At 63.9% G+C, this 11871-nt stretch carries 11 protein-coding genes; 6 read left to right on the top strand and 5 right to left on the bottom strand.

The annotated features are described in order from the left end of the window. Positions 1–204: 204 nt before the first annotated feature. Positions 205–891, bottom strand: coding sequence for a glutathione S-transferase family protein (locus tag J2W40_RS01580; protein ID WP_310221446.1), 687 nt, complete (start codon positions 889–891; stop codon positions 205–207). Positions 892–1061: 170 nt separating this feature from the next. On the opposite strand from J2W40_RS01580, the gene J2W40_RS01575 reads away from it, so the two are divergent. Then, positions 1062–2873, top strand: a complete 1812-nt coding sequence (locus tag J2W40_RS01575) for a DUF885 domain-containing protein (protein WP_310221444.1) — start codon at positions 1062–1064, stop codon at positions 2871–2873. A 344-nt stretch (positions 2874–3217) separates the two neighbouring features. Here the strand turns inward: J2W40_RS01575 and J2W40_RS01570 are convergent, their stop codons facing one another. Beyond that, positions 3218–4813, bottom strand: coding sequence for an isocitrate lyase (locus J2W40_RS01570; protein WP_310221442.1), 1596 nt, complete (start codon positions 4811–4813; stop codon positions 3218–3220). A 141-nt stretch (positions 4814–4954) separates the two neighbouring features. Between J2W40_RS01570 and J2W40_RS01565 the strand changes: the two genes are divergently transcribed. Beyond that, positions 4955–6343, top strand: a complete 1389-nt coding sequence (locus J2W40_RS01565) for a helix-turn-helix domain-containing protein (protein ID WP_310221440.1) — start codon at positions 4955–4957, stop codon at positions 6341–6343. Here the strand turns inward: J2W40_RS01565 and J2W40_RS01560 are convergent. After that, positions 6301–7326 (bottom strand): esterase-like activity of phytase family protein, encoded by a 1026-nt coding sequence (locus tag J2W40_RS01560; protein ID WP_310221438.1) that lies wholly within the window; start codon positions 7324–7326, stop codon positions 6301–6303. The genes J2W40_RS01565 and J2W40_RS01560 overlap by 43 nt on opposite strands. 188 nt (positions 7327–7514) lie before the next feature. Between J2W40_RS01560 and J2W40_RS01555 the strand changes: the two genes are divergently transcribed. Further along, entirely contained in the window at positions 7515–7943 is a 429-nt protein-coding gene (locus J2W40_RS01555) for a glycine zipper 2TM domain-containing protein (protein WP_310221435.1), read from the top strand. 49 nt (positions 7944–7992) lie between these two features. On the opposite strand, the gene J2W40_RS01550 is transcribed toward J2W40_RS01555, so the two are convergent. Next, positions 7993–8235 (bottom strand): hypothetical protein, encoded by a 243-nt coding sequence (locus J2W40_RS01550; RefSeq protein WP_310221433.1) that lies wholly within the window; start codon positions 8233–8235, stop codon positions 7993–7995. 82 nt (positions 8236–8317) lie between these two features. Next, positions 8318–8536 (bottom strand): circumsporozoite protein, encoded by a 219-nt coding sequence (locus tag J2W40_RS01545; RefSeq protein ID WP_310221431.1) that lies wholly within the window; start codon positions 8534–8536, stop codon positions 8318–8320. Positions 8537–8752: 216 nt separating this feature from the next. On the opposite strand from J2W40_RS01545, the gene J2W40_RS01540 reads away from it, so the two are divergent. The 3 genes from J2W40_RS01540 (at position 8753) to J2W40_RS01530 (ending at position 11771) form a co-directional block, all read left to right on the top strand. Next, entirely contained in the window at positions 8753–9724 is a 972-nt protein-coding gene (locus J2W40_RS01540; protein WP_310221429.1) for an ArsR/SmtB family transcription factor, read from the top strand. Beyond that, positions 9721–10626, top strand: a complete 906-nt coding sequence (gene metF, locus J2W40_RS01535; protein ID WP_310221427.1) for a methylenetetrahydrofolate reductase — start codon at positions 9721–9723, stop codon at positions 10624–10626. The genes J2W40_RS01540 and metF overlap by 4 nt, the downstream gene beginning before the upstream one ends. A gap of 98 nt (positions 10627–10724) precedes the next feature. Next, the gene (locus J2W40_RS01530; RefSeq protein WP_310221424.1) at positions 10725–11771 is read left to right on the top strand and encodes a homocysteine S-methyltransferase family protein; all 1047 of its coding nucleotides are present in this window, start codon (positions 10725–10727) and stop codon (positions 11769–11771) included. The last annotated feature ends 100 nt before the right edge of the window (positions 11772–11871 follow it).

Here is an 11871-nt window from a genome sequence, read left to right as displayed (position 1 = left end):
TGCCGAAAACTCATCCATCGGGCGCCTCCAACCATGGAGACTGCCCAAGAATCCCATTCGATCAATCGTTCAAGCCCATATGCGATTCCCCTGCCCCGGCGGGGGAGGTGGCTGGCCGAAGGCCAGACGGAGGGGTGTTCCCGTCTCGATAGGGTGACACCCCTCCGCCACTTCGTGGTCCCCCTCCCCTTGCAGGGGAGGATTTTATGAGGCGCGGTAATCCGCCACGATGCGCCCGGCCGCGCCGATCTCCGCCTCATGACTATCTTCGCGCCAGCTTTCGGCCAGCGCCGCCGTCTCCCACGCCTGCATCGCGGGCAGCGCCAGCATATGCTCAACCCACGCCTGCCCGGCCGCGCCGACATCCAGCCCATAGGTCCGCACCCGAAACGCGACCGGCGCATAAAAAGCATCAACAGCGGTAAAAGCATCCCCCGCCAGATACGGCCCGCCGAAGCGCGCAAGCCCCTCCTCCCACAGCTCGGTCAGCCGGGCGATATCCTTATTGAGCGCGGGCGAGGGCAAATGCGGCTCCACCCGCACGCCGATATTCATCGTGCAATCGTTCCGCAGCGTCGCAAAGCCGCTATGCATCTCCGCCGCCGCACATTGCGCCCAGGCCCGCGCACCCTCGTCACCCGGCCAGACTTCGGCATGACGATCGGCCAGATACAGGATGATCCCCAGCGAATCCCACACCGTCCGCTCGCCATCAATCAACACAGGCACCTGCCCCGTGGGCGAAAAGCTGCGGAAGGCGGCATAGTTGGTCGGCTGCAAAAACGGCTCGATCCGGTCGATGAACGGGATGCCCAGCGTGGTCATCAGCACCCAGGGGCGCAGCGACCAACTGCTATAATTGCGGTTCGCGGTGATGAGTGTGTAGGTCATGGCCTGTCTCCCTTGGAGGCGGCTGTCGCATATCCCATCGACATCGCAGCGCATAGCGCCAGTGGCCTTGGACCGGACTGCCCCTAGCCAAGCCCTTGGGATCGCGGCACAAGGGGGCATCGCGGGCGACGCCCCTCGCCGCCCTTCCCCGATTTGTGGAGCCCATAGTCGTGAACCGACGCCAATTTCTCGCCACCAGCGGCGCCACTGCGCTGACCGCCGCCACCGCCTCCCCCGCCTTTGCCCAAGCTGGCTCCGCCGACGCGCGGCTGCGCGCCATGCTTGATGGCTTTTTCTACGAACGGCTCGCCGACTCGCCCGAACAGGCGACCCGCCTTGGCCTCGACACCGGCGAGCGCGCCGCCCTGCGCGGCAAACTCAGCGACACCTCCGCCGCCGGGGTCGCCCGCGACCTCGCGCGCAGCAAGGCGCAGGCCAAGCAGCTCGCCAGCATCGACCGCAGTTCCCTCAGCGACACGTCCAAACTCGATTATGATGTCGTCACCTATCAGCTCGACCGCACGATCGGCGGCGAACGCTTTGGCTATGGCGAGACGGCGGGCCGCTACGCCCCCTATGTGCTGAGCCAATTGACTGGCAGCTATCGCGAAACCCCCGACTTCCTCGATTCGCAGCATCCCGTCGCCAATGCCGCCGATGCCGACGCCTATCTCGCCCGCCTCGAAGCCTTCCCGGCCGCCGTGGACGGCGAACTGGCCCGGCAGAAGGAGGATGCGGCCAAGGGCGTGTTTGCGCCCGACTATATTCTCGACACGACGCTCAAGATGCAGGCGTCGCTGCGCGATCAGCCCGCCGCACAGACCGTCTTGGTCGCTTCCTTCGTGAAGAAGCTCGCCGCCGCCGGCCTGCCGCCCGAACGCGCCACGCAGGCCGAAAAGATCGTCACCGACAAGATTTTCCCCGCGCTCGACCGCCAGCGCGCCCTCGTGCAGGATCTCCGCGCCAAGGCCACCCATGACGCGGGCGTGTGGCGCCTGCCCGAAGGCGAGGCCTTCTATGCTGCCGCCGCCGAAGCGGCCACCACCACCGCGCTCACTGGCGATGAAATCCACCAGATCGGCCTCGATCAGGTCGCGCAGATCAGCGCCAGGATCGACACGATCCTCAAGGGCGAAGGGATGAGACAGGGGACGGTTGGCGATCGCCTCGTTGCGCTCAACAAGCGCCCAGACCAGCTTTTCCCCAATACCGATCCCGGCCGCGAAGCGCTGCTCGCCCAACTCAATGTTCAGATCATCGCCATGCAAAAGCGGCTCGGCGAAGCGTTCAACACCGTGCCCAAGGCCCCGGTCGAGGTCCGCCGCGTGCCGGTCACGATCCAGGCGGGCGCACCGGGCGGCTATTATCAAAACGCCTCGCTCGACGGTTCGCGCCCCGCCATCTATTATATCAACCTGCGCGACACGTTCGACCGGCCCAAATTCGGCCTTGCGACGCTGACCCATCATGAAGCCGTGCCGGGCCATCATCTCCAGGTGTCGGTCGCGCTGGAATCCGACGCCATCCCGATGATCCGCCGGCGCGGCGGCTATAGCGGCTATAGCGAAGGCTGGGCGCTCTATTCCGAACAGCTCGCCGACGAAATGGGCATGTATGATGGCGATCCGCTCGGCCAAGTCGGCTATCTCCAGTCGCTCCTTTTCCGCGCCACCCGCCTCGTCGTCGACTCCGGCATGCACGTCAAACGGTGGAGCCGCGAAAAGGCGACCGATTATCTGATCGCCACCACCGGCATCGCCCGCGGCCGCAGCCAGGGCGAAATCGACCGCTATACCGTCTGGCCGGGTCAGGCCTGCAGCTACAAGATCGGCCACACCGTCTGGAACGACCTGCGCGAAGAAGTGAAGCGCAAACAGGGCAACGCCTTCGACATCAAGGCCTTCCATGACGTGCTGACGCTGGGCGCCATGCCGCTCGACATATTGAAGCAGACTGTCCGGCAGCGGGCGGGGATAGCATAACCACTATACCCATAGGCCGTTCGTGCTGAGTAGGGGCTGAGCTTGTCGAAGACCCGTATCGAAGCATCTTTAGCCTCCTTCGATACGCCCCTTCGACTTCGCTCAGGGGCTACTCAGGACGAACGGCGCGGTGGAATTAAAATAGGAAAAAACGGCCCGGCAGGTTCCTGCCGGGCCGTCCAGTGCTTCCACCCAAACCCGCGAAGGGAGTGTCGAATTCCCCGCGAGCTGGCCCGTAAAGCGGCCGTCATCCCCGCGAAGGCGGGGCCCCATCTCCCAACATCGCCCCCAAACGGAGCGCCGGAGATAAAGCCCCGCCCGCTCGGCAATCACGCGAAAGAGTCTCAGGCCGCAAATTGATTCATCGTATTATGCGCGCCACCGGCCTTGAGCGCCGCTTCGCCCGCGAAATACTCCTTATGATCATCGCCAATGTCGCTGCCGCTCATATTCTGATGCTTCACGCAGGCGATGCCCTGGCGGATTTCCTTGCGCTGGACGCCCTCGACATAGCCCAGCATCCCGGCCTCGCCGAAATACTCCTTGGCGAGATTGTCGGTGCTGAGCGCCGCCGTATGATAGGTCGGCAAGGTGATGAGATGGTGGAAAATCCCCGCCCGCGCCGCGGCATCCTTCTGGAAAGTGCGGATACGGTCGTCCGCTTCCCGGCCCAGATCGCTATCGTCATAATCGACGCTCATCAGCCGCGCCCGGTCATAGGCGCTGACATCTTTGCCCGCTTCGACCCAGGCATCATAGACCTGCTGGCGGAAATTCAGCGTCCAGTTGAAGCTGGGTGAATTATTATAGACCAGCTTGGCGTTGGGGATGACCTCGCGGATGCGGTCGACCATCGACGCGATCTGCTCGATATGCGGCTTTTCCGTCTCGATCCACAGCAGGTCCGCACCATTCTGGAGCGAGGTGATGCAGTCCAGCACGCAGCGATCCGCCCCGGTTCCTTCGCGGAACTGGAACAGGTTGCTCGGCAACCGCTTGGGGCGCAACAGCTTGCCGTCGCGGTTCAGAATGACATCGCCATTCTTCGCCGTCGCCGGGTCGATCTCCTCGCAATCGAGGAAGCTGTTATATTGGTCGCCAATATCGCCCGGTTCCTTGCTGACCGCGATCTGCTTGGTCAGGCCAGCGCCCAGCGAGTCCGTCCGCGTAACGATGATGCCATCATCGACACCCAGTTCCAGGAACGCATAGCGGCACGCCCGGACCTTCGCCAGGAAGTCCTCATGCGGCACCGTGACCTTGCCGTCCTGATGACCACACTGCTTTTCGTCCGACACCTGATTCTCGATCTGAAGCGCGCAGGCCCCCGCCTCGATCATCTTCTTGGCGAGCAGATAGGTCGCTTCCGCATTGCCGAAGCCCGCGTCGATGTCGGCGATGATCGGAACGACATGGGTTTCGAAATTGTCGATCGCATGTTGGGCCTTCTGCGCCTTGACCTCGTCGCCCGCCGCGCGGGCCGCGTCGAGATCGCGGAACAACATACCCAGTTCGCGGGCATCGGCCTGTTTCAGGAAAGTGTAAAGTTCCTCGATCAGCGCCGGAACGCTGGTCTTCTCATGCATCGACTGGTCTGGCAGCGGGCCGAAGTCGCTGCGCAGCGCCGCGACCATCCAGCCCGACAGATAGAGATATTTGCGCTTGGTCGTGCCGAAATGCTTCTTGATCGCGATCATCTTCTGCTGACCGATGAAACCGTGCCAGCAGCCCAGCGACTGGGTGTAGTTGGCCGGGTCCGCATCATAGGCGGCCATGTCGCGGCGCATGATGCCAGCGGTATATTGGGCGATGTCGAGACCCGTGTTGAAACGGTTCTGCAATTTCATCCGCGCCACCGATTCCGCATTGATGCCATCCCATGTGCCGGGATGGCTGCCGATCAGCGCCTGCGCCTTTGCGATATTTTCTTGGTAGGACATGTGCCGTTCCCTCGTGAGCTATGGGCTTGATGCACAGCTCCTATCCCCCGCCCGCACGGCGCGGCAGCCCTTGTGAAGTTCAGTTGTCGATCTTTACAAAAATCTGCTGTAAAGTTGTAAAGCCTGCACAGGAGTTGCCCGATGCGTAAAGACAGCCCGGTCTATATGGGGCCGCGCCTGCGGCGGCTCCGCCGCGACCTTGGCTTGACGCAAGCTGACATGGCCGCCGATCTCGACATTTCCCCCTCCTATGTCGCGCTGCTCGAACGCAACCAGCGACCGTTGACCGCGGACATGCTGCTGCGCCTCGCGCGCACCTATAAGCTCGACATGGCGGAGGTGGCGGGCGACGGCGGCACTGAACAGACCGCGCGGCTCCATGCCGTCCTTAAAGACCCGATGTTCGCGGACCTTGACCTGCCCGCGCTTGCCACCGGCGACGTCGCGGTCAATTATCCCGGCATCACCGAAGCCCTGCTGCGTCTCTACACCAGCTATCGCGAAGAACATCTGGCGCTCGCCGACCAAGGCGTCGCGCCCGACGACGCGCCCGATCCGGTCGCCGAATCGCGCCGCTTCCTCGCCGCCCGCCGCAACAGCTTCCCGATGCTGGACGACATGGCCGAAAAACTCGCCGCCGATGCCGAGACGGAAGGCGGCCTCACCGGCTGGCTGCGCGCCCGGCATAGTCTCCGCGTCCGCCGCCTGCCCTCCGACGTCATGGCAGGCTCGCTGCGCCGCTACGACAGGCATCGCGACGCGATCCTGCTCGACGACACGCTCGACACCGCCAGCGCCCAATTCCAGATCGCGCTCCAGATCGCCTATCTCGAAATGCGCAAGGTGTTCGATGCCATCCTCAAGGACGGCCAATTCACTACCGAAAGCAGCCGCAGCCTCGCTCGCCGCGCACTGGCCAACTATGGGGCCGCAGCGATCCTGATGCCCTACGCCGCCTTCGCCAAAGCGGTCGAGGCGCGCCGCTATGATGTCGAGGCGCTCGCCCGCCAGTTCGGCACCAGTTTCGAACAGACCGCCCACCGGCTCACCACGCTGCAAAAGCCGGGGCAGGAGCGCGTTCCCTTCTTCTTTCTCCGCGTCGATCCGGCGGGCAATGTCTCCAAGCGGCTCGACAGCGCTGGCTTTCCCTTTGCCCGCCATGGCGGCTCCTGCCCGCTCTGGTCGGTGCATCGCGTCTTCGAAACCCCACGCCAACTCGTCACCCAATGGCTCGAACTACCCGATGGCCAGCGCTTCTTCTCGATCGCGCGCACCGTCACGGCGGGCGGCGGTGGCTGGGGGGCGCCCAGGGTCGATCGCGCCATCGCGCTCTGCTGCGCCGCCGACCATGCCCATCGCCTCATCTATACCCAGGGCAGCCCGCCGCCGGACCCGACCCCCATCGGCGTCACCTGTCGCCTGTGCCACCGTCCCCATTGCCTCGCCCGCGCCGCCCCGCCGATCGGCCGCGACATGCTGCCCGACGATTATCGCGGGACGCGCGCGCCCTTCGGCTTTGCCGATGGCTGATCCGCCAGCGCGAACTTCAGCAACAGCGTGCGCTGGAAAAATTCATGATTATCGTCGGAAACGACCCATAGGATAATCTGCCCGTCTTCCTCGCTGATCGCGATCCCCTCGAAATTGTCCGCCAGCAGTGGCGGCGCGAGGCGTGCCAGCGTCCGCGCCTTGAGCGTCGTGCCCGGCTCCAGCGTCTGCGGCAGATCGACAATGGCGATGGTGGCGGTGAAGAGATTCTGCAGCGTCAGACGACGATTGAGGACCAGCAGCCGTCGCTCGTCCAGCGCTACGGCATCGGTCGGCCGATAGCCCTGCGGCGGCATGTAGCGCAGGGGAATGGGGTCAGGCGTCGCGCTGTCGGCGGGGTCGTCCGCGAACAGCAGCGCCTGATGCTGCCCGTCGGGCGTCATCCCCATCTCGGCGATCGCGATGAACCGGCCATCGGGCAATCGCGCAAGCGATTCGATCGAGCCGGTCTTGGGCCAGGCCAGGATGGCGGGCCAGACGCGGCACGCCTCCACCCGCGCGAAACCGGGCGCATAGCGGCAGATCGACTGTTGCAGTTCGAAACCCACCCAATGGCGGTCGGTCGCCGAATCATAGGCCAGCGCTTCGGAGTCCCACGTCCACCAGGGCCGGTCCCGATCCTTGGGCCGCACCGGCAAGGGCGCGATGAAGGGCCGCCGCGACGCTTCGCCCGGCCCCACATGAAAGCCCATCAAAATCCCGGAATCGCTCAGCGCCAATATATCGCCCCCGCCGGTCGCGCGCAGCGCGGAAATGCCGCCAAAGCCCGGATTGGCACTGCGCAATTCCCATCCGCCCAGATATTCCAGCGCCCCCACGCGCCGCAGTGTCGGGTCGATGCTGCTGAGCGGCAACGCCCGCGCCGACACCAGCAATGCGCCCGCCTGCACCGCCTCCGGCTTGCTCTGGTGCGGCGCGGGCAACAGCAGGATGGCCAGCGCCAGCACGATCAGGATTCGCGTCATCGCGCCCGCCATAGCCGCTCGCGCGACGAAGCGCAGCAGGGCAATGGCGAACCGTTGGCATCTGAACGCTGGCTGTCAGCGCCATTCAGACATGGCTCAACCCGAATCGGCCATAAAGACGTCACTCGATGGGCAATCCCGTAATCGGACATCGCCCCTCTGACGCTGACACAGGAAGGAGAAGCGCGATGAAAATGAAGTTTCTGGTGAATTTGGGTGCAGCCCTGGCAATGGGCGCAGCTTCCCTCGCGGTGACCGCCACCCCGGCGATGGCGCAAAATGGCTATTATCGCGGGTATGACCGTGGCTATGATCGCGGCGATTATTATCGTGGCGGGGATCGTGGCTTTCGCGACAACCGGGGCTTTCGCGGCAACCGCAACCAAGTGTATCGCGGCGACCGCTATTATCGCAATAACGGCTATCGGGGCGGCTATCGTTGCCGCGACAATGGCACGGGCGGCACCATCATCGGCGCGATCGCCGGTGGCCTGCTCGGCAATGAAGTCGGCAAGGGTTCGGGCCGCTATGGCCAGCGCGGAGACGGCACGACCGGCGCGATCATTGGCGCAGGCGTCGGCGCCCTCGCCGGTCGGGCGATCGACCGCAACTGCTGAACTCTGACGTAAGTGAAAAGGCCGTCCCGTCCAGGGCGGCCTTTTTGCGTCAAGACTTGGGATCAGGCTGCGGCGCAACCCGGCCACGATCGGCCCCTGCGGCCGTGCTGGCTGCGGGATTAAGGCCGACATCGCCGCTCTGCGCCACACCCCTCTGCGCGTCGAGCATAGCGGCCGCCTCGTTCAGCGCTTCCGCCTCGCTGGCGCTCACACCGCCGACCCCATCGGACGGCTCTGAACCACAGGCACCAAGCGGCAGCAGCGCTGTAGCGATGAGTAAGGCGCGGATCATCTTTCTGTCCCCAATAGAAAAGGGGCCGCGCCGTTGCCGGTGCGACCCCCAATCCAATAATCCAACAAAACCCTCGCGGGTCTTACATCGCGTTGGCGACATTGTTAGTGGCGTTCGAAGCCGCATTGGCGGCGGCATCGGCAGCATTCATCGCCGCGTTCATGGCGTTGTCGGCAGCGTTCGACGCATTTTCAGCCGAGTTGGCAGCCGCGTTGGCGGTGTTCTCGGTTTCGGCGCCCGAGCAGGCAGCCAGGCCGAGCGAAGCGGCAAGAACGAGCGAAAGAGCGATAGACTTGGTCATGGGCAAAAACCCCTCTCTGAGAAAAAAACAGTGCAGACCACTCTCGGAGAAAAGCTCACCCCCCATTGCGCCTGCGGGGCGATTCGTAATGCCTTGGACGAAGCAAGGCAATCCCATTCATGTAACAGCAAGGCGATAGGCCCCTGCTTTACCCGGTAAAATGCCGGAAAATGAGAATTGTTGACGCATATAAAGATTTCTTTATATGATGCTGACATGGCTGCTTCGCTTGATATTTTCCGCGCCCTTGGCGATCCGACCCGGTTGCGGATCATCCATTTGCTGCGCGCGATGGAGTTGGCGGTCGGTGAAATTGCGCAGGTCGTGGGGCAAAGCCAACCGCGCGTATCGCGCCATGTCCGTATCCTGGCCGAGGCCGAACTGGTCGAGCGGCGCAAGGAGGGCAATTGGGTATTCCTGCGCCTCGGCAAAGGCGAAGGCCTCGCTCCCTTCATCGCCCTGTTCGATCATCTGACGCCATCAGACGCCGAAAAACTGTGGCAACAGGCTGATTTGGCGCGCCTCGCCGCCGTGCGCGCCGACCGGGCGCGCGCCGCCGAAAACTATTTCGCCGACCATGCTGAACAATGGGACGCGATCCGCTCGCTCCATGTCGCCGAGGCGCAGGTGGAAACCGCCATGACCGCGCTGCTCGCCAGCGCCCCGATCGGCCATCTGCTCGATATCGGCACTGGCACCGGCCGGATGGTCGAACTGTTCGGCCCCGCCGCGCGCGCCGTGACCGCGATTGATCGCAGCCCGGACATGCTGCGCCTCGCGCGCGCCAAGCTGCCCGAAGATGCTGGCGACAAATATGCGCTGCTGCTGGGCGATTTTCTCGACCTGCCCCTCAAACCCGGCAGCGTCGATACGGTCGTGCTGCATCAGGTTCTCCATTATGCACAGGCGCCCGAACAGGTGATCGCCGAAGCGGCGCGCGTCACGGCACGCGATGGCCGCGTCCTCATCGCCGACTTCGCCCCCCATGAACGCGAGGAATTGCGCCTGCGCGACCAGCATGCCCGCCTCGGCTTTTCCGACGATCAGATCGACGGCTGGTTCGCGGCGGCCGGCCTGGTGCTGGAGCAGGTAGAGACTTTGCCTGGCCAGGAACTGACGGTGCAACTCTGGCTGGGGCGGCGCAAGGGCGCCCGCATCCTGCCCATCGAAGGACGGATTTCCGCATGACCTTGAACGATCCTGCTGCCCCGCTCTACGCCGACCTTGCGGGCGACTGCCAGGTCAGCTTCGAATTTTTCCCACCTAAGTCGGAAAAGATGGAAGCGCAGCTCTGGTCCGCGATCGAGACGCTGACGCCGCTCGCCCCCAAATTCGTGTCCGTAACCTATGGCGCGGGCGGATCGACCCGCGAACGCACCCACAACACGGTGGCGCGGATCGCGCAGGAAACGCCGCTGGCTGCCGCCGCGCACCTGACCTGCGTTGGTGCAAGCAAAGCCGAAATCGGCGAGATCGCCGATGCCTATTGGGACGCGGGTGTGCGCCACATCGTCGCGCTGCGCGGCGATCCCCCCGAAGTCGGCGGCACGTTCGAACCGCACCCGGATGGCTATAAGGGCGCGGCCGAATTGGTCGAAGGCCTCATCAAGCGTCATCCGTTCGAAATTTCGGTGTCCGCTTATCCCGAAGTCCATCCCGAAGCGGCCAGCGCGCAAAGCGACCTCGATAATCTCAAGCGCAAGCTGGATGCCGGGGCGATCCGCGCGATCACCCAATTCTTCTTCACGCCCGACGCCTATTTCCGCTTCCTCGACAAGACATTGGCGGCGGGCATCACCGCCAACATCGTGCCCGGCATCATGCCGGTCAGCAATTTCGCCGCGACCCAGCGGATGGCCGCCATGTGCAATACGCAGGTGCCCAGTTGGATGGCGCGCCTGTTCGAAGGATTGGACGACCACCCCGCCTCGCGCCAACTCGTATCGGCCACGATCGCGGCGGAACTCTGCCAGAAACTCTATACAGGCGGCGTGCGCGACTTTCACTTCTACACGCTCAACCGCTCGGAATTGAGCTTCGCCATCTGCCATTTGCTGGGTCTGCGCGCGAAGGCGACAGCGGACGCCTAGATATTTCACCCCCCCTCCGTTCGGTTCGAGCTTGTCGAGAACTGGTTGCGTGGGGGTTCTCGACAGGCTCGAACCGAACGGTACGAGAGGACATGAATATGACCGCTGAACACCAATTACGCGCCCTGGCCGCCGAAAAGATCCTGATCTTCGATGGCGGCTATGGCACGTCGATCCAGAAACATGGCCTCACCGAAGCGGATTATCGCGGCACCCTCGATTTGCCAAAGGATCAGAAGGGCAATAACGATCTGCTCTGCCTGACCCGGCCGGACATCGTGCAGGGCATCCATGCCGCCTATCTGGCGGCGGGCGCAGACATGATCGAAACCAACACCTTCAGCTCGACCAAGATCGCGATGGCCGATTATGGCTGCGAACATTTGGTATGGGACATCAACATCGCCGCCGCCACACTGGCGCGCGACGCCTGCGACGCGGCGACCGCAGCGGATGGCAAGCCCCGCTTCGTATGCGGCTCGATCGGCCCGACCAACAAGACGCTGTCCATCTCGCCCGACGTCAACGACCCCGCTTATCGCGAAGTCGATTATGACACGCTCAAAGCCGACTATCGCGAGCAATGCGACGCGTTGATCGCGGGTGGTGTCGATTTCCTGCTGGTCGAAACCTGCTTCGATACGCTGAACGCCAAGGCGGCAGGCATGGCCGCGCGCGAAGCGGAGGAAGCGGCGGGCCGCCCGGTCCCGCTGATGCTCAGCTTCACCATCACCGACATGTCCGGCCGCAACCTGTCGGGCCACACCATCAACGCCTTCTGGTATTCGATGCGGCATCTCAAGCCGCTGACCATCGGCGTGAACTGCGCGTTCGGCGCGGACCTGCTGCGCCCCTATCTGGCCGACCTGTCGAAAAATGCCGATACGCTGATCCTGGCCTATCCCAATGCGGGCCTGCCCAACGAACTCGGCCAATATGACGAACTGCCCGAAACCACCGCAAAGCTGATCCGCCAATGGGTGGATGAAGGCTTGGTCAACATGGTCGGCGGCTGCTGCGGCACAACGCCTGAACATATCGGTGCGGTGGCCAGGGCGCTGGCGGGCGAAAAGCCGCGCGTCGTGCCAAAGCTGGAAGTCGTCACGCGACTCGCCGGCCTAGAACCCATGCACATCGCCGCCTAAAATGTCCCCCCTCCCGCAAGCGGGAGGGGGCCAGGGGGTGGGCCGGGAAGGCACAGTCCCCAGAAATGCCCACCCCCAGCCTCTCCCGCAAGCGGGAGGG

The organism is Sphingobium xenophagum (assembly GCF_031457465.1).
Lineage (GTDB): Bacteria > Pseudomonadota > Alphaproteobacteria > Sphingomonadales > Sphingomonadaceae > Sphingobium > Sphingobium xenophagum_A.
This window is presented reverse-complemented; position numbering and strand designations above follow the sequence as displayed.

Bases quoted from the DNA above. Each gene is read 5' to 3' on its own strand.
- J2W40_RS01555 (WP_310221435.1), top strand. From the start codon at position 7,515: ATGAAAATGAAGTTTCTGGTGAATTTGGGTGCAGCCCTGGCAATGGGC.
- J2W40_RS01570 (WP_310221442.1), bottom strand. From the start codon at position 4,813: ATGTCCTACCAAGAAAATATCGCAAAGGCGCAGGCGCTGATCGGCAGC.
- J2W40_RS01565 (WP_310221440.1), top strand. From the start codon at position 4,955: ATGCGTAAAGACAGCCCGGTCTATATGGGGCCGCGCCTGCGGCGGCTC.
- J2W40_RS01540 (WP_310221429.1), top strand. From the start codon at position 8,753: ATGGCTGCTTCGCTTGATATTTTCCGCGCCCTTGGCGATCCGACCCGG.
- J2W40_RS01530 (WP_310221424.1), top strand. From the start codon at position 10,725: ATGACCGCTGAACACCAATTACGCGCCCTGGCCGCCGAAAAGATCCTG.
- J2W40_RS01560 (WP_310221438.1), bottom strand. From the start codon at position 7,326: ATGACGCGAATCCTGATCGTGCTGGCGCTGGCCATCCTGCTGTTGCCC.
- J2W40_RS01545 (WP_310221431.1), bottom strand. From the start codon at position 8,536: ATGACCAAGTCTATCGCTCTTTCGCTCGTTCTTGCCGCTTCGCTCGGC.
- metF (WP_310221427.1), top strand. From the start codon at position 9,721: ATGACCTTGAACGATCCTGCTGCCCCGCTCTACGCCGACCTTGCGGGC.
- J2W40_RS01580 (WP_310221446.1), bottom strand. From the start codon at position 891: ATGACCTACACACTCATCACCGCGAACCGCAATTATAGCAGTTGGTCG.
- J2W40_RS01550 (WP_310221433.1), bottom strand. From the start codon at position 8,235: ATGATCCGCGCCTTACTCATCGCTACAGCGCTGCTGCCGCTTGGTGCC.